17 protein-coding genes and 1 tRNA gene are annotated in these 17485 nt (G+C 56.7%); 6 read left to right on the forward strand and 12 right to left on the reverse strand.

Annotation, left to right across the window (positions count from 1 at the left end; all coding sequences use genetic code 11):
* The first annotated feature begins 398 nt into the window (after positions 1-398).
* The 4 genes from HY308_17650 to HY308_17665 all read left to right on the forward strand — a co-directional run bounded on the left by HY308_17650 (position 399) and on the right by HY308_17665 (position 5127).
* Entirely contained in the window at positions 399-1016 is a 618-nt protein-coding gene (locus HY308_17650; GenBank protein ID MBI3900097.1) for a TetR/AcrR family transcriptional regulator, read from the forward strand.
* Positions 1017-1041: 25 nt separating this feature from the next.
* Entirely contained in the window at positions 1042-3207 is a 2166-nt protein-coding gene (locus HY308_17655) for an AMP-binding protein (GenBank protein MBI3900098.1), read from the forward strand.
* Positions 3204-4373, forward strand: a complete 1170-nt coding sequence (lplT, locus tag HY308_17660) for a lysophospholipid transporter LplT (GenBank protein MBI3900099.1) — start codon at positions 3204-3206, stop codon at positions 4371-4373. Before HY308_17655 ends, lplT begins: the two co-directional genes overlap by 4 nt.
* A 379-nt stretch (positions 4374-4752) precedes the next feature.
* Positions 4753-5127 carry a GntR family transcriptional regulator gene (locus HY308_17665; protein MBI3900100.1) on the forward strand — a complete coding sequence of 125 codons (375 nt, stop codon included), beginning with the start codon at positions 4753-4755 and terminating at the stop codon, positions 5125-5127.
* On the opposite strand, the gene HY308_17670 is transcribed toward HY308_17665, so the two are convergent.
* From HY308_17670 to csrA, 7 genes are all read right to left on the reverse strand, one after another.
* The gene (locus tag HY308_17670) at positions 5020-6252 is read right to left on the reverse strand and encodes an imidazolonepropionase (protein ID MBI3900101.1); all 1233 of its coding nucleotides are present in this window, start codon (positions 6250-6252) and stop codon (positions 5020-5022) included. The two genes, HY308_17665 and HY308_17670, sit on opposite strands and share 108 nt — an antisense overlap.
* 9 nt (positions 6253-6261) lie before the next feature.
* Positions 6262-7935, reverse strand: coding sequence for a urocanate hydratase (locus HY308_17675; GenBank protein ID MBI3900102.1), 1674 nt, complete (start codon positions 7933-7935; stop codon positions 6262-6264).
* Between the two features lie 14 nt (positions 7936-7949).
* Entirely contained in the window at positions 7950-9491 is a 1542-nt protein-coding gene (hutH, locus tag HY308_17680) for a histidine ammonia-lyase (GenBank protein ID MBI3900103.1), read from the reverse strand.
* A gap of 780 nt (positions 9492-10271) precedes the next feature.
* Positions 10272-10667 (reverse strand): carbon storage regulator, encoded by a 396-nt coding sequence (locus tag HY308_17685; GenBank protein ID MBI3900104.1) that lies wholly within the window; start codon positions 10665-10667, stop codon positions 10272-10274.
* Between the two features lie 47 nt (positions 10668-10714).
* Positions 10715-11065: a helix-turn-helix transcriptional regulator gene (locus tag HY308_17690; protein MBI3900105.1), complete on the reverse strand. Its 351-nt coding sequence runs from the start codon at positions 11063-11065 to the stop codon at positions 10715-10717.
* Entirely contained in the window at positions 10968-11249 is a 282-nt protein-coding gene (locus HY308_17695; protein MBI3900106.1) for a hypothetical protein, read from the reverse strand. The genes HY308_17690 and HY308_17695 overlap by 98 nt, the downstream gene beginning before the upstream one ends.
* A 212-nt stretch (positions 11250-11461) precedes the next feature.
* Positions 11462-11680, reverse strand: coding sequence for a carbon storage regulator CsrA (gene csrA / locus HY308_17700; GenBank protein MBI3900107.1), 219 nt, complete (start codon positions 11678-11680; stop codon positions 11462-11464).
* Between the two features lie 229 nt (positions 11681-11909).
* On the opposite strand from csrA, the gene HY308_17705 reads away from it, so the two are divergent.
* Together HY308_17705 and HY308_17710 are read left to right on the forward strand one after the other, a co-directional pair.
* On the forward strand, positions 11910-12731 hold the full coding sequence (locus HY308_17705) for a hypothetical protein (GenBank protein MBI3900108.1): 822 nt from the start codon (positions 11910-11912) through the stop codon (positions 12729-12731).
* Between the two features lie 81 nt (positions 12732-12812).
* Entirely contained in the window at positions 12813-14045 is a 1233-nt protein-coding gene (locus HY308_17710; protein MBI3900109.1) for a diguanylate cyclase, read from the forward strand.
* 151 nt (positions 14046-14196) lie between these two features.
* On the opposite strand, the gene HY308_17715 is transcribed toward HY308_17710, so the two are convergent.
* From HY308_17715 to HY308_17735, 5 genes are all read right to left on the reverse strand, one after another.
* A tRNA-Ser gene (locus HY308_17715) sits at positions 14197-14316 on the reverse strand.
* Positions 14317-14341: 25 nt separating this feature from the next.
* Entirely contained in the window at positions 14342-14575 is a 234-nt protein-coding gene (locus HY308_17720) for a hypothetical protein (protein ID MBI3900110.1), read from the reverse strand.
* Positions 14572-15141: a hypothetical protein gene (locus tag HY308_17725; protein ID MBI3900111.1), complete on the reverse strand. Its 570-nt coding sequence runs from the start codon at positions 15139-15141 to the stop codon at positions 14572-14574. The genes HY308_17720 and HY308_17725 overlap by 4 nt, the downstream gene beginning before the upstream one ends.
* 203 nt (positions 15142-15344) lie before the next feature.
* Entirely contained in the window at positions 15345-16703 is a 1359-nt protein-coding gene (gene chrA, locus HY308_17730) for a chromate efflux transporter (GenBank protein ID MBI3900112.1), read from the reverse strand.
* On the reverse strand, positions 16682-17485 hold the full coding sequence (locus HY308_17735) for a chromate resistance protein (protein ID MBI3900113.1): 804 nt from the start codon (positions 17483-17485) through the stop codon (positions 16682-16684). Before HY308_17735 ends, chrA begins: the two co-directional genes overlap by 22 nt.

Consider the following 17485-nt stretch of genomic DNA (forward strand, 5'->3'; position numbering starts at 1 on the left):
CAAACCCACCCCCACCCCAACCCTCCCCCTGAGGGGGAGGGAGTTAACGTGCCAACGTTCATTTTGTTACCGTCTCTTAGTCAACTTGTCCGACTGTTTTAGGAATTGTTTAGAGCTTCCTTATATTAGATCGCATCTCAAGAATACCGAGCCCCACCGTTTGTAATTTGCAGCCTGGAGGGAGGCGCGAAGCGCCGTAATCCAGGAGAGCATGGCCCCGGATTACGCTTCGCTCCATCCCGGCTACGGATGGCATCTAATCCGTCGCATAGACCATTAACGGTCTATCCTGAAGTTGAATCGTGTTTCACGCATCGACATCTTGCTCCGTTGACTTATTGAACATCGTTCAATACAGTACCGCAATTAATGAACAATGTTCAATAGGTAAACTGACCGTGGGCCGCCGCCGTAAACAAAGCGAACATAGCTCGGAAGAAATCAAAGAAATGGCGCTGACCGCTGCCAGGCGATTAATCGCAAAACAAGGTTACGGTGCATTGTCGACGCGCAAAGTCGCCGACGCCATCGGTTACGCCGTCGGTAGCTTGTACCTGGTGTTCCGCAATCTTGATGACCTGATCGTACATATCAACGGCAGTACGCTGGATGACCTGCATACAACGCTCGAGGCCGTGACCGTCCGCGGCAAGGATCCGGAAAGATGCTTGCTCGCGCTCGCCCGCCAATATATTAATTTTGGCTTCGCCAATCGGGCGCTTTGGAGCCTGATCTTCGAGCATCCGCCGGCAACACCCCTGCCCTCCTGGTTTCAAGAAAAGGTAACGCGCATGTTCGAAATCGTCGAGCAACAGCTGCGCGATGTCGCACCGGAAAGATCGGCGAAGGATCTCAAGACCGCCGCCCAGGCGTTATGGAGCGGCGTACACGGGGTCGCCGTGTTGGGCTTAGCCGATCGGCTGCATGAGCAAGGTTTGGAAGCGGCGGACAAGATCGTTACCTCGCTAGTGACGAATTATCTGATCGGCTTCAAGCAAAAACCGAAACGCCGCTGAACGATTATTCAAAGAGAGGCTATCTATGCGTTGGCTGAAAACCCTTATTCGCGTTCTACTGCGCGCGCTTTATCGGGTGGAGGTGAGCGGCTTCGAACACTATCGCGCCGCTGGCGATCGCGTGCTAGTCGTTGCCAACCATACGTCATTTCTCGACGCGGTATTGCTGGCAACCTTTCTCCCCGACGATCTGACGTTCGCCGTCAACTCGCACATCGCTAAACGCTGGTGGGTGTGGCCGTTCGTTAAGCTGGTCCACGCGTTTCCGATGGATCCGACGAGCCCCTACTCCACTCGCGCACTGATTCGCTACTTACAAGAAGACCGCAAAGCGGTGATCTTTCCCGAAGGCCGTATCACCGTTACCGGTTCGTTGATGAAGATTTACGACGGCACCGGCATGATCGCCGATAAGTCGAGGGCCAAGCTTGTGCCGGTACGCATCGACGGCGCGCAATACACGCCGTTCTCGCGGTTACGTGGACGCGTGCGATTACGTTGGTTTCCGGTGATTCGCCTGACCATCTTGCCGGCAACGATGATCGAGTTGTCGCCGAAACTGCGCGGGCGCGCGCGCCGGCAAAAGGCGGGTAGCGTACTAGCCGACATCATGACGCAGATGATGTTTGTGACCTCGAACTATCGACGCACGCTGTTCCGCGCACTGCTTGATGCGAAGGCGATTCATGGCGGTGACCAGAAAGTGGTCGAAGATATCGAGCGCCAACCGCTCAGCTACAACACGCTACTGATGCGCGCGTTCATCGTCGGTCGGCTGGCGGCAAAGATAACGGTACCTGGCGAGTGCGTCGGACTGCTGCTACCGAACGCGGTCGGCAATGCGGTCGTGTTCTTCGGCTTACAGGCCTACGGCCGTGTGCCGGCGATGTTGAACTATACAGTCGGCGCGCAAGGCATAGTGTCGGCCTGCCGCACAGCCAAGATCAAGACGGTGCTGACATCGCGCCGTTTTATTGAAGTGGCAAAATTAACAACGGCGGCCGAGCTGCTGGCAAAAGAAGTGCAGCTGGTCTATTTGGAAGACTTTCGCGCGAAGATCGGTCTGCTCGACAAGTTACGCGCGCTCGCGTCCATACCGCTGGCGCGGCTGGTCTATCACCACACGGCACCGACCGCCAATGCCGACGATCCGGCGGTCGTGCTATTTACGTCCGGCTCCGAGGGAACGCCGAAGGGTGTCGTGCTGTCGCACGCCAATCTGCTGGCCAACCGCGAACAGATTGCCGCCCGTATCGCCTTCAGCAGCCACGACGTGATCTTAAACGCGCTGCCGCTATTTCATTCGTTTGGTCTTACCGCCGGCACGCTGCTGCCGATCCTCGCCGGCATGCGCACGTTCTTTTATCCGTCGCCGCTGCACTATCGCATCGTGCCGGAAATGGCATACGACCTTAACGCCACCATCTTGTTCGGCACCAATACCTTCTTAAAAGGTTACGCGCGCTACGCCCATCCCTACGACTTCTACAGCGTGCGTTATGTCTTTGCCGGCGCTGAAAAGCTGCAAGACGAAACGCGTACTGACTGGATGGAAAAATTCGGCGTTCGTATCTTCGAAGGATACGGCGCGACCGAGACCAGCCCGGTGTTGGCGGCAAATACGCCGATGGGCTTCCGCGCTGGCAGCCCTGGGCAGTTCCTGCCGGGTATCGACTACCGGCTGGAACCGGTCGCCGGCATCAGTACCGGTGGACGATTGCACGTGCACGGGCCAAACGTCATGCTCGGTTACTTCTTGGCCGATCGCCCCGGCACATTGGTGCCACCACATTCGAACATGGGCGACGGCTGGTACGACACCGGTGACATCGTCAGCGTCGATGCCGATGGCTTCGTGCACATTCACGGCCGTGCCAAACGTTTCGCCAAAATCGGCGGCGAGATGGTGTCGTTGGCGGCGGTCGAAGAACTGGCAACTCGTACCTGGCCGGCAGCGTTACACGCGGTCGTTAATCTGCCGGATCCGCAGAAGGGCGAACAGCTGGTGCTACTCACGGATCAACACGACGCCAATCGCGCCGATCTACTAGCCCGCGCCCGTGGCGACGGCGTCGGTGAAATCAGCGTGCCGAAGCGCATTCTCATTACCAAAAATTTACCGCTGCTCGGCACCGGCAAAATCGATTACCCCGGCGCACGTGCGTTGGTGGAACAGGAGTTAGCCTCGTGAGCCGCGGCCTCTACGCCCTACTCGTCGCTCAGTTCATAACGGCATTCGCCGACAACGCGATTCTCTTTGCTGCTATCGCCATGGTGCTGCATGCCAGCAACGCCGCGCCATGGTACGTACCGGCGCTACAGAGCGCGTTTCTGGTCGCCTTCGTGGTGCTGGCACCCTGGGTCGGACCGTTCGCCGACAGCCGGCCGAAAGCGTGGGTGCTCATGATCGGGAATGCGTTGAAAGGCGCCGGCGCGTTGTTCATGTTGCTCGGCCTCGAACCGATCTTCGCCTACGCCTTCGTCGGTATCGGTGCCGCCGTTTATGGTCCGGCGAAATACGGCATATTGCCGGAAATGTTGCCGCACGATCGGCTGGTACAGGCCAATAGCCTGATCGAAGGTTCGACCATCGTCGCTATTATCGCCGGTACCGTCGTCGGCGCGCGCGTGGCCGATCGGTCGATTACGGCGGCGCTGTTGCTGGTGGTCACGTGCTATGGCCTGTCGCTGGCGACGACCTTGCTGATTCCGAAGATCGCACCGCAACATCGCGCTGACCAACCCGGCGTTGGCCACTTCATCGACATGATGCGCTCGCTGTTCGTCAGTAGCCGCGCGCGTTTCGCTATGCTCGGTACTGGTCTGTTCTGGGCGGCAGCGGCGGTACTGCGCTTGTTGCTGGTGGCATGGGCGCCGGTCGTGTTGCTGACGCATAACACCGCCGACATCGCCAACCTTACGCTCGCCCTTGCCATCGGAATCGTCATCGGCGCGACGCTCGTACCCAAGCTCATCCCGATCGAGCGCCTGCGGCGCGCGCGGCTCGCGGCTTATGCAATGGGCGTGTTCATCTTAGTATTGAGTCAGGTCGACGCCATTTGGCCGGCGCGGGCGGTGCTGGTATTAGTGGGTGTTACCGGTGGATTATTCATGGTGCCAATCAATGCGGCGTTACAGGAGATCGGTCACAAAACGATCGGCAGCGGCGGCGCGGTCGCGCTGCAAAACTTTTTCGAAAATATCGCGATGCTGATAACGGTGGGTCTTTACACGCTCGCTGCCGCCAATGGCGCATCGCCCGTGCGATCGATTGTTGCGGTAGGGATTCTGGTACTCGTCGCCACGTTGTTGGTCTCATGGCGACTCCCACCGGATCCGAACAAGTCCGCCAGCTAACGGCGGCAATTGGCTTACGGTGGAGTAAAAGTCCGGCGACGCATGCGGGTGAAACAGAGCATACGCCGCCGGCAATCACTTATTTACCGACTTTAACCAGTCGGCTTTAGCAAAAAAAAAAATGAGGACCGAAACTTTGCGGTCCTCACTCGCGCACTAAGAGCTCCTCCCTGCAGGCCGCTAGTTTAAGACCAGCGCCAAATACAACCACTGGCCATTTGGCCAGTAATCTAAACGATTCATCACGCGTTATTGTCGTATCCTAGCTCGCGTCGTTGCCCTCCTTCATCGCTTCTACTCACAACGGCAAGCTAGAACTCGGCGCATAGTCGTTGTCTTTTTTGTTTCTTAGTTTTTATCGCCTAACGGAACATCCGGAATGAAGCTAAAAGATGCCGCGCACACCCCCCGCCCTACGGCGATGGAATCGCAGCCGGCAAACGTAGTAATGCCGATCTTTCAGGTCATCAAAAACGTCATCGTTGACGACGTCCGTAGCGGTCGGCTGAAACCCGGTGATAGAGTCGAATCGGAAAATTCGTTAGCACGGCACTTTCACGCCAGCCGCATGACCGTCAATCGCGCGTTGCGCGACCTAACACACGACGGTCTCATTCGCCGCGTCCGCGGTGTCGGTAGCAAGGAATCAACAAGCGCCGGCGGGAACGGCTCCGTTAAAAATCCGCAACGCCAGTGGGTTGTATCCCAAGTGGTAACACAGCTCAGCGGGATGGTTGATAGACCACAGCGCTAAATCCCCACGTTGGCCAATGGCAATTCGACCGCGATCGTGTTGCAGTCCTAAGGCACGCGCCGCTTCACGGGTGACGCCGGCAAGTGCCTCGGCCGGTGTCAGCCGAAACAGCGTACACGCCATATTGAGCGCCAGTAGTATGGACGGACACGGAGCCGTGCCGGGATTGCAATCGGTGGCAACCGCCATCGGCACTCCAGCGGCCCGCAAGGCGGCGATCGGCGGCAAGCGCGTTTCGTGCAAACAATAAAAAGCAACCGGTAGCAATACCGCAACCGTTCCCGCTTGTGCCATGGCAGCGATGCTAGTGTCGGACAACCATTCCAAATGATCCGCCGACAAACCGCGATAGCGCGCGACTAACTCGCCCCCGCTCCGATCGGACAACTGCTCGGCGTGTAACTTCACCGGTAGATTGAGCGCGCGCGCCGCGTCGAATAAGCGCGTGACCTGCGCCGGCGTGAAACCGATGGTCTCGCAAAAGGCATCGACGGCGTCGATTAACCCTTCATGCGCGAGCACAGGCAGAATCTCCGCGATCAGATGATCGATGTAGTCATCGGCGCGACCGACGAACTCTTCCGGTAATGCGTGCGCACCGAGAAAGGTAGTGCTGACATGAATCGGTTGCGTGGCGTGGAATTTGCGCGCCGTGCGAAGTTGCGCGCGTTCGGTGGTCATATTGAGACCATAACCGGATTTAATCTCTACGGTGGCTACCCCTTCGTTCATCAAATTGCGTAAGCGCGGCAAGCTTTGCTGGAGTAATTCCTCTTCCGAGGCACTGCGCGTGGCGCGCACAGTTGAGCGAATGCCGAGACCGGCACGCGCGATCTCTTCGTAGCCGACACCGTTCAGGCGCATCTCGAACTCGTCGGCACGATGGCCGGCGTAGACCAGATGCGTGTGGCAATCGATCAATCCCGGCGTCAACCAGCGCCCACCGGCATCGAGTTCTTGTTTGGCGTCGAGATCGGCCGGCAAATCCCGGTCGGCACCGCGCCAGACGATACGACCGTCGTGCAGCGCAATCGCGGCGTGAGCTATCGTTCCATAACCATCGTTGTTCACGTTCGGATCGAACGTAGCCAGCTGCGCTCGTCGAATTAGCAGATCGGCGCGCATAACGCTTGCTTAACCCTGAAACATCGGCAACGTCAAACCGACCTCGCGCGCCGTTTGCTTCGCCGATTCGTAGCCGGCGTCAGCATGACGCATGACGCCGGTCGCCGGATCGTTGAACAACACGCGCTCGAGCCGCTTGCTGGCCGCTTCGCTACCGTCGCACACGATCACGACACCGGCATGCTGCGAATAACCCATACCGACACCACCGCCGTGGTGCAGGCTGACCCAAGTCGCGCCACTGGCGGTATTCAGCAGTGCATTCAACAACGGCCAATCGGAGACAGCATCCGAGCCGTCCAGCATCGCTTCGGTCTCACGGTTCGGGCTCGCCACCGAGCCGGTATCGAGATGATCGCGGCCGATAACGATCGGCGCTTTCAGCTCGCCGGTCTGAACCATTTCGTTGAATGCCAAGCCGAGGCGATAGCGATCCTTCACGCCGGCCCAGCAGATGCGCGCCGGCAATCCTTGAAAAGTAATACGCGCGCGCGCCATGTCGAGCCAATGATGCAAGTGCGGATCGTGCGGAATCAGCGCTTTGACCTTCGCGTCGGTCTTGTAAATATCGTCGGGATCGCCGGACAGCGCGACCCAACGAAACGGACCGTAACCCTTGCAGAACAACGGTCGAATATACGCCGGCACGAAGCCCGGGAAATCGAAGGCGTTGCTGACGCCCATGTCGTGCGCCATTTGCCGAATGTTGTTGCCGTAATCGAGCACCACTGCCCCGCTTTGCTGAAACGCCAGCATCGCCTGCACTTGGCGCGCCATCGATTGCTTGGCCGGCCCAACTACGCTCATCGGTGCGTTAACTTGCGCCGCATGCCATTGCTCGACGGTCCAACCTTGCGGCAGATAACCGTGGATCGGATCGTGCGCGCTGGTCTGATCGGTGACGACATCGGCAAAGACGCCGCGCGCGGCGAGCTCGGTAAAAACATCGGCGGCATTGCCGAGCAAACCGACCGAAATCGTTTGGCCTTTGGCGCAGGCGTTGTTGATAACCTTCAACGCCTCATCCAACGTCGTTACTTTCTTGTCGAGGTAGCGCGTCTGTAAACGTAGGTCGATGCGCGTCTCGTCACACTCCACCGCCAACAGACAAAAGCCGGCCATCGTTGCCGCCAGCGGCTGCGCACCGCCCATGCCGCCGAGACCGCCGGTAAGAATCCATTTACCCTTGGGGTTACGATCGAAGTGCTGATTAGCGATGGCGCAAAACGTTTCGTACGTGCCTTGAACGATGCCTTGGGAGCCGATGTAAATCCACGAACCGGCGGTCATCTGCCCGAACATCATGAGACCCTTACGATCAAGCTCATGGAAATGTTCCCAGGTGGCCCACTTCGGCACAAGATTGGAGTTGGCGATCAATACGCGCGGCGCGTCGACATGGGTGCGGAACACACCGACCGGCTTGCCGGACTGTATCAACAAGGTCTCGTCGTCGTTCAACTCGCGCAGACTCGCCAAAATCTGGTCGAAACACGCCCAATTGCGCGCCGCGCGGCCGATACCGCCGTACACGACCAACGTTTGCGGATGCTCGGCGACTTCCGGATCGAGATTGTTCTGAATCATGCGATAGGCCGCTTCGGTCAACCAACTCTTGCAAACACGCTGGCTGCCGCGCGGTGCGCGGATGGTACGCGTGGTGTCCAAGCGGGCATCGTCCATTGCTTACATCCTCGTCAGTTCGCGCTGCCGTCGCGCGAGGCAACGCGTAGCGGGCTGTAACCGGCGAACACACCCTGCTGCACTAGCCGTTGGATGACATGAATATCCGGTGCGAAGTAGCGATCGTTATCGTAGCGTGCGACGTGCTCGCGAATACGCCGCATCACCGGCTGCAACCGCGGCGAGGTTGTCAGCGGCGCGCGGAAGTCGATGCCTTGCGCGGCGGCCAACAGCTCGATCGCAAGAATGCCGGCGGTGTTGTCGCACATCTCGCCGAGCTTGCGCGCGGCGAAGGTTGCCATTGATACATGATCTTCTTGGTTGGCCGATGTCGGCAACGAATCGACACTCGCCGGATGCGCTAACGTTTTGTTCTCGGACGCAAGCGCGGCAGCACTAACGTGGGCGATCATGAAACCGGAGTTCAGGCCGCTGTCTTTTACCAAGAACGCCGGCAACCCAGATAACGTCGCATCGATCAGCAGCGCGATGCGGCGTTCGGCGAGCGCGCCGATCTCGGCAACGGCGATGGCAAGATTGTCGGCCGCCATCGCCACCGGCTCGGCGTGAAAGTTACCGCCGGAAAGCACTTCGCCGGTATCGGCGAACACCAACGGATTGTCCGACACGGCGTTAGCTTCACGCACCAGCACCTCGGCGGCGTGCCGCATTTGATCCAAGCAAGCGCCCATCACTTGCGGTTGGCAACGCAGCGAGTATGGGTCCTGCACCTTGCTGCAGCCGGCATGGGCGGCATTGATCCCGCTGTCTTTCAACAATTCGCGATAGGCGGCGGCGGCGTCGATTTGGCCAAGCTGACCGCGGAGCGCATGAATACGTGCGTCGAAGGGTTTGACCGAGCCCATGGCCGCGTCCACGGACAAGGCGCCGGTGACCACACCGGTTTGGAGCAAGTCTTCGATCTGAAATAAATGATACAGCGCGATCGCCGTAGAGACCTGCGTACCGTTAAGCAACGCCAGCCCTTCTTTCGCGGCCAACTGCAGCGGCTTCAAACCGGCGCGCTTTAGCCCTTCGCTGGCGGGCAGCAACTGACCATTCACCGTCACTTCGCCGATACCGAGCAACGTGCAGGTCAAATGCGCCAACGGTGCGAGATCGCCGGAGGCACCGACCGATCCCTTACCGGGAATGACCGGCCACACTTGCGCGTTGTACAGCGCGATCAGCGCATCGATCGGCTGACGAGTCACACCCGAAAAGCCGCGCGCCATACTGCCGAGCTTCAGCACCATGGCCAAGCGCACGATCGGCTCCGGCAACGCGCTGCCGACGCCAACCGCGTGCGACAACACCAGGTTGCGTTGCAGCAATTCGATCTGATCCGTTGGAATATGATGGGACGCCAAACGACCGAAGCCGGTGTTAATGCCGTAGGCGGGATCTCCCTTAGCGACGATTTTCTGTACGGTGCGGGCACCGGCGTCGATTGCGGCGTAGCTCGACGCCGCGAGCTGAATGAGATCGTGCGTCGTTGCCGGCATAGCGATCTTGCGAAGATCAGCGAGGGTCAGTTGGCCCGGGTGGAGCAGCATCGTGGCGCCCTTAACTGTCATACGAACATATATAGCTCCCGGCTCTCTGGACTGCACTATCTTTCAGAGGCTGACTGGCCACCGTTGTCCGCTATGCAGCGGAGCAGTGAAAATGGGTTTACATCGAAACATCTCGCAATACAGCGATCTGAAGCAAATGCCGTATCAATACGCTACCCCAGAACCGTTGCGTCGACCCTGAATGTGTTTCGCATGATGCGTTACGTCCTGGAACAGTGATTTGATAGCAAGAGTGACGTTGGCAATGGTATGGGTAACCTGAGAATACGGTGCAGACGTTTGGATGCGCTCTATTGCCACCGAAAAGCGCCACCGGAACGTGGATAGATCGGTCTCGAATCCGTGACAGGACGCAATCATCGCTATACCGGCAGCTTCTGCCTGCAGATACATTGGCAGCTTGCGACCGAGTCCAATTAGTAATCGTTCCCGCAACAAATGCGGTTCCCCAATATAGAAGTCCGACCGACCTACTTACGTTGATTAAGTACTTGACGAACCATTATCTCTCTGTCCTTTCGATTCTTCTTTCGTTGCTTTCTGTCGAAACTCCAATGGGTAAGCCAGATATGGATCGAGACCAATAAAGGATATGAACAGGCTCGCATGTTAGATCGATTCGCCGAATCAACTAAAGTGAAAGCGATAATTTCTATGATCAAGATTGCTACCACAAAAATTAGTATGCTGCGTCGCGAAAAGAGAACCTGTTTGGATATCTTCATATCGAAAGCTCTCCGCACCTTCATCTGCTATTGCTCAATTAAAAAACCGATCAGCGTTGTCGTCACAAAGATTCAGGCGGATTTCATTCCATGAAATAAGCTTTTGAATTTCTTCCCGGTAAACCGGCGTATTTATGGCGACGTCGACGCCAAGACGAGTGTGACCGCCCTTGCTCACCAGTACCGTGACCGATGTGTCGTCATCAATGTTCAAGGTCTGACCCACACCGCTGGAGAAAATGAATTGGAAGGTATTGTCTAGATCGATGCACATACGAACGTGATCGCTTTCAACGTTAAGTACCGTGATAACAAGGCGGTTGCTAATGGTCAGGGTTTGGCCGACACGCCTCGTATAAATAAGCATCGTGGTCGTTCCTTCTTTGAACTTTCCGTGGCAGATTGCCGGATTTGCGGCCGTGGGGCTCACGCTCATCGCCTAAGCGGGTGGCACGGCGCTACAGTACCTTTAGATGTTTACGTGTATTCCGCCGATTGAGTGGAGTTATCAGGACTTATCAAGTCGGCGGCTCCTATACCGAATGCGTCGGCAAGCCGCTCAAGGTTGTCCAGGCTAATGTTGCACCGTCCGCGTTCCACCAAGCTGATGTAGGTTCGATGCAGTCCGCTCTCGTCTGCGACCTGCCCTTGCGACCACTTGCGAACTTTGCGTAGTAGCCGCAGTCGATCGGCGAGGTGGCGCCGTAGGGGATAGCTCTTGGGCTTTGGCTTAACTTGAGTGTATTTCCCTGTCTCCTGTTTCGATACCGGAGTGCTTCCCTGTTGCTCTGACAACGGAATATTGGCTGTCGATTTCTTTGGCGACATTTGATGGATCCTTTGCGGTATGTCGTATATCGGTGAAATCACCGGTGAATACAATGCGAAACACGCTCGCTCTGCAAGAGTCACTAAGCCGCTCCGCTCCTTCTACTTGGTTACGTTCCTCTTTCTTCGTCTTTCGTTCGTTCTTGATTGGGTCGTATGCTGCGGTGATCTTCTTATTGTTCACGGTCCAAACGCTCCCTTGAGTCGCCTCCAGCCTAAGCCGCGCAGCACACGACCGAATCAAGCTCTACTGATATCGCAAATTAAAGTGTGGTCTGGTCCACTCGAATGGATGCTCCGCATAACTAATGCCGTCGATCCACTGCATGACGTCGCCTCCTCCCTAACAAAGTTTCAGCCTGTCTACACACAACTTGGCTAAACTACTTGTTCTTCTCAGACTGTTTTTCCGAACGGTTCAGAACTCGCTCGGTTTTCTATACCGGCTTTCCTCCGCTTTTTTATACTCTCGTAAATCTCCTCGCGGTGAACCGGAATGTCCCTCGGCGCAGCAACCCCAATCCGCACGTGATTGCCATTGATCTCAAGAACCGCAACCCTGACATCATCACCAATGGTAACGCCCTCACCAACCCGCCTGGTCAAGATCAACACGTTTATGTTCCCTCCGTTGGTATCGATGGCTAAACAAAACTCATCTCGGCCTACAGCGATGCCGCCACGTTTCCTATCCATATGTGTTACTGTTTTAGATAACTCTTATTCCGTATATAACCTATATATATCTGTATTTCGCACATACTAGGCGGCATTTAGAATAATGGCAAGCACCCCTGTTCTACTGAAAAAAAGCCACCCCACGTTCATCGAAAGGATGGAGGTCTTGGCCGAGCTAGTGGGCAACGTGAACAAGATCGCTACGAAGCTGGAAGACGTTATTTCAAAATCCGGGCTTCGGCATTATTTCACCGGCGGAGAACCGACCCGACCCGCCCTTATTGCGCTCGCCAATGTTGCCGGCTTAAACATCGAATGGTTAGCCGCCGGAACGGGGCCCATGCGACCGATTCCTACAGAGTCGCGCCATCTCGTCGTCGATACTTTCTCGCGTTACTGTCGTAGTAGAGGAATTACCGCGGCAAACGGATTAGTCGAGTTCTGTCTGGCATATAACGATGGCGTTGTTACTTCCGCTCCCGGGATCAGTAAGCTCGCTCTCTGCGAGTTAAGTGCATGGGTTGAGGAGTACCAAAAGCCGTCTTCCGATGCGGGAGAGTATCCGCGGATACCGACATATGATCTGGATGCGGTCGACGATCAATCGTTTACCACTGAAGGTCGAGCCATTGCATTACGAGCAGCCACCCTATCCTTCCGGCGTAACTTACTGCTCGAATGGAAACTCGATATTGAGCAACTGGCAATATTTATCGTGCGATCAGACGAGTTGTTTCGATCAGTACGAGCGGGCGACTGGCTATTATGCGATTGCCGCCGAGAACATGCGAATCGCGCCGGCATCTTTGTATTAAATGATGAAGGAAATTACGTTATCCGACGGGTCCAATTCTTGGAGCATGCACGCGTTCGCTTAACCCAGGAAGATCCGGACGGTGAAGAAATAATGGAGGAGCGCAAACTTAAGGAAGTTAAGCTTATCGGAAGAGTAATAATTTACACGCGCCGATTACGCCGCTCCTTTTAACAGCGGCATCTTTTACTCTTTTCATCCAATCGGAAAAACAATCTTCAGAATACGCACGATAGTGCGATAGGGACGATGCACATGGCGACAGAAGAACAAATTCGGAATCGACGTTCTGGCGATCCGCAAACTCCCAACCCACCACGCGGGTGGCAACGTATTTGCGATAAATATCATCGTAAAAAGACGAACGAGATGGCGCCCGAAGTATACCCATCAAAAAATCGACGCGCCGACGGTTCACAAACCACTGTCATACCCGTCAACCAATGGCAGCGGCTGTTCGATCGCTTCCGTTTATGTCCCGATACCGAAGTCGAACAGAACGTAATTCGTGTTCTCTTTACCGCTTTCGTTCTTATCTACGGTATTGCTGTTGCGCTGCATTACCGCACGACGGTACCGACGTTATTTCTTACCATCCTCTCTAGTTATATCGGGTTCGCAATCGCGATATTCGTTTGGATTTATTTGTCGCCGACGAGGTCGCTCATTCGTCGCGTATGCCACACACTGGGCGACCGGGCGATGGTCACTGGGGTCTTACTCCTGTACGGCGGTTGGATAAGCCCCATTTATATCGTGTACCTATGGGTAGATATCGGTAACGGCGCGCGTTATGGAAGTCTTCGTTACCTCCTCTTTTCAACATTCTGTTCAGCAACCGGCTTTGGATGCGTCGTGTTTCTCAGCGACTACTGGCGATCACTGGAACCACTTAGCGTTGGCCTATGGCTCGGAATCGTCGCTCTCCCCATTTTTGCAAGACGTTTCTATCAACGCATGAACGATGCAAATCAACGACTACGTGAACTGGCGACCCATGATCCGCTAACTGGGCTACCTAATAGGCCGTTTTTGTACGAAAGGCTTCGCGAAACAATCGCAATGTCGGAACGACATAAAAGACGGTTTTTAGTGATGTTCATCGACCTCGACAACTTTAAAAAAATCAATGATGGTAAGGGACATGAAGCGGGCGATAACGCCCTGCGTGAAGTCGCCAGCGCAATGCGACAATCGATACGCCAGTCAGATGTCGCCGCAAGAGTAGGCGGAGATGAGTTCGTCGTGCTGTTGCACGATCTGAAAAATGAAAAGATCCAACATCTCGCCGAACACATTCGCGAATCGGTGCGCCTCTATACCAAAGATCATTTATCGATGAGCGTTGGAATTGCGACCTATCCAGAATGCGGAAACGATCCGGAAACGCTAATACGACATGCTGACAACACGATGTATGCAGCAAAAGCAGGAGGAAAAGGGCGGCATGTTGTCTGTTTGAATATTAACGGCGGCGCCAACCAATAGGCGACTGATTAAGACAACATGCTCCGTCAGTACGAACAGGCGACCGAATATTTATAATAGTGCGAGAGGAACAGCATACAATATCTGGCGGCGGGAAAGTGCCGATGCGATCACACGGGACCGTGATCGGCATTTGACCCACATTGGATTTTGGTGCCGGTGACCGGAATCGAACCGATGACCTACTGATTACGAATTTTCTGTCGAAAATATCGACTTCTCTTTCACTTTCAAAAAAATAGTCTGCTTTTTGGCAATCTTTACCACCTGCAGTTAGTGCTCATGCGCGATTCAATTCAGCCAGTTGTTTGAGACGCTTCCAGCTTATGGTACTGCACGAGCGTAGCCACCTGCGCGACGACATCGACATCCTGAGTTGCTCGAATCAGTTCGGCGCGCGCCGTGGTAAGTAGTAAGCCGGTTGCACAGCCCCCGACAAACACTAACGAATCGCGCAGATCACCCAGTGCGTCCGCCACCAACACCAAAATCCCCAGGTTCGGGTCGTCTTTGGAGCCGACCTCTTTCATTTCAGACGCTCTTCCAGCAATTTCGCCGCTAACTCCCTTTCCCGAGCGTGTCCGGCGCGTAACGCATCGAACAATACAAGCAACCCGTAGAAAGGGGGGTCGTCCATCGCTGCCAGCGGAAGCTTTTCAAAAAGCGGTAACAAGGCTTGGCCCCGAACAGTTCCTTTCGGGTGAGGCCACACCGGAACAGGTTCAGAACCTGCAACCATCATTTGCTTCAAGGGTGCAGCCCCGTGCGCGGTAGGAAAACCGATGGTCTGACCGCCGCGAACGGGTGGGAAGGCGTATCTCGCTCCGAAAAGTATGAACGACCGTAACGCGGCCATAATCGGGCGCGGCGACCCATCAAATTCGGCAACTAAACCCGCAGCGGCAAGTCGCTGCACTGCTGCGTGAGCCTCGAAACGAGACAGTCGCATCGCTTGACCCAATTCGGCGTAAGGCAACCACCGATTTCCGAGGGTAACGAGTTTCATCGCTACGGCGAGGTCCTGAGGTTTTAGAACCCACTGCCGACTGGTGGCTCGCTTCATAACGGCTGTATTTTCAGGGCTGGAGCGCTTCATATGCTGTATGCATATAGCATACCGGAAGGGCTTCCGCTACGACTCAACACAGCTCTACCCGGGCTCCCGTCCCGCCAAAGCCACCACCGCCGATGATGATATAGGCGACTGATTCTCCGTCAGTCTTCGGCCTGGCGAGCCAACGTCTCAAGCAATGAGCGGCCGGGAAAAATCGAGGCCGAAGCGGATTAAATAATTTCGTTCTACACGAGGAACGTGTAGATCAACCCGCCCACCCCGCAGGCGAGAACGACCGGAATGATCCCGATCTTAAAACGCCACAACGCAACAAACGCCGCGATCCCGATCAACACAGAGAACCACTCAAACGTACCGCGAAACCCTTGTGGCCAAAGCACGTGGTAGGCGAAGAACATCGCGAGGTTCAGGATCACTCCAACCACGGCAGCGGTGATGCCAGTGAGCGGCGCAGTGAACTTGAGGTCGCCGCGCGTGGCTTCCACCATCGGCCCGCCAACGAGGATAAACACGAACGACGGCAGGAACGTGAAGAACGTCGCCACCGTCGCGCCGGCAATGCCGGCTAGTGCGAGCGCGTTTGGGCCAAAGATTTCCTTGGTCCAGGCACCGACAAAACCGACGAACGCGACGATCATAATCAGCGGGCCCGGCGTTGTTTCCCCGAGTGCGAGGCCATCAATCATCTGCGAGGCGTTGAGCCATTGGTAGTGGTCGACCGCACCTTGATAGACGTAGGGCAACACCGCGTAAGCACCGCCGAAGGTAAGGAGTGCTGCCTTGGTAAAGAACCAACCGATTTGCGTCAACGTGCCGTACCAACCGAAAAGCGCGTAGAGCGTACCTTCTACCGCGGCCCAGAGCGCTAACCCAACGGCGCTGTAACCAACGAGGCGCGACCACGCGAAGCGCGCGTGCGCTGGCGGCGGCGTGTCATCGTCGATGATCGACGGCCCAAGACTTTTGTGGGCATCGCCGTGATGCCCGCCGGTGCGAAACTTCGCCGGCACCACGCGACCGCCGACGTAACCGATGAGGCCAGCGCCGAGCACGATGTAGGGAAACGGCACGTTGAACGCGAAGATCGCCGCGAACGCCGCCGCGGCAATACCCCAAAGCACGCCGCTCTTGAGCGCGCGCGAGCCGATGCGATAGGCGGCGAACATAACGATCGCCGTGACCGCCGGCTTGATGCCGTACAGAATTCCCACCACCGCCGGCACATTGCCGAAGACAAGATAAATCCACGTGAGCGCCGCCAGAATGAAGAGCGACGGCAACACGAACAATGCGCCGGCCACGATCCCGCCCCAGGCGCCGTGCATCAGCCAACCGATGTAAGTGGCGAGTTGCTGCGCCTCCGGTCCCGTCAGCAGCATGCAGTAATTGAGCGCATGCAGGAACCGATGCTCGGAGATCCAGCGTCGGCGCTCGACCAGCTCCTGATGCATGATCGCGATCTGCCCGGTTGGGCCGCCGAAGCTGATGAAACCGAGCTTCAGCCAATAACGGAACGCGTCGGCGAAGCTGACCGGGCTCGGTGCGGTCGCGGCAGGTTGGGTCAGTATTTCTTCTGCGGCCATGCGTGGGTCTCGTCCTTTGCGGTTTTGCACCAAGCGTAAAGCGCGTCATAGATCGGTATCGCTTGTTCTAATAGAAGCCCATCGTCGGAAATATTCGCCGACAGCCCGAGCGAGATCGCGAGCAGGCCCGGCGCCTGTGGCGATTTTTCAAGCGTGGCAGTATCGGCCGCGCGCACGATGTCGGCGACGGCGTCGAGCACCGGGTCGTGGAGATCGAACTCATCGAGGAACGCATCGAAGCTACAGCGCGGTCCGCGGTGCGAGAACATCACGTCGGCAATGTCGTACGGTTGCGCGCCCAACGCTTCTGCTTCGGTGCGCACGCGGTGCGCCGGCGTGTAAAAGAACAACGCATCGGGATCGATGAAACGGCGCACAAGCCACGGGCACGCGAGCCGGTCGATCTTCGGCCGCGCGCGCGTTACCCAACGCGAACCGCCGGGAGCGTTGAATTCGGCGCGCGCTCTCACCGTCGCGTGCTGGGCCGTCGTCCAGCTTTCGATTCCGCCATCGAGATACGATGCCTCGTAGCCGAGCGCCGTCAGTGCCTTGGCGGCGGACTGACTGACGCTCCGTCCGTGCGCGCAATAAACCACCACCGGCCGCGTACGCGGCAGCGCCTTCGACCACTGAGCGATGTGCTCGGGATCGCCACGGCGCGCGCTGGGCAACAGGCGCGGCCGCGCGGCGTAATCGTCTTCGCGGCGCACGTCGACAATGACCGACGACGCCGGCAGACCGAGCTGCGCATACAAATGATCGGAGGAAATCGACGTCGACAT

This window comes from Gammaproteobacteria bacterium (genome assembly GCA_016199745.1).
Taxonomy (GTDB): Bacteria; Pseudomonadota; Gammaproteobacteria; order Acidiferrobacterales; family Sulfurifustaceae; genus JACQFZ01.

Coding starts and splice junctions, on each gene's coding strand:
- HY308_17690 (MBI3900105.1), bottom strand. CDS start 11,065: ATGTCGCCAAAGAAATCGACAGCCAATATTCCGTTGTCAGAGCAACAG.
- chrA (MBI3900112.1), bottom strand. CDS start 16,703: ATGGCCGCAGAAGAAATACTGACCCAACCTGCCGCGACCGCACCGAGC.
- HY308_17725 (MBI3900111.1), bottom strand. CDS start 15,141: ATGAAGCGCTCCAGCCCTGAAAATACAGCCGTTATGAAGCGAGCCACC.
- HY308_17665 (MBI3900100.1), top strand. CDS start 4,753: ATGAAGCTAAAAGATGCCGCGCACACCCCCCGCCCTACGGCGATGGAA.
- HY308_17675 (MBI3900102.1), bottom strand. CDS start 7,935: ATGGACGATGCCCGCTTGGACACCACGCGTACCATCCGCGCACCGCGC.
- HY308_17655 (MBI3900098.1), top strand. CDS start 1,042: ATGCGTTGGCTGAAAACCCTTATTCGCGTTCTACTGCGCGCGCTTTAT.
- HY308_17720 (MBI3900110.1), bottom strand. CDS start 14,575: ATGAAAGAGGTCGGCTCCAAAGACGACCCGAACCTGGGGATTTTGGTG.
- HY308_17710 (MBI3900109.1), top strand. CDS start 12,813: ATGGCGACAGAAGAACAAATTCGGAATCGACGTTCTGGCGATCCGCAA.
- hutH (MBI3900103.1), bottom strand. CDS start 9,491: ATGCTGCTCCACCCGGGCCAACTGACCCTCGCTGATCTTCGCAAGATC.
- HY308_17670 (MBI3900101.1), bottom strand. CDS start 6,252: ATGCGCGCCGATCTGCTAATTCGACGAGCGCAGCTGGCTACGTTCGAT.
- HY308_17735 (MBI3900113.1), bottom strand. CDS start 17,485: ATGTCGACGTCGATTTCCTCCGATCATTTGTATGCGCAGCTCGGTCTG.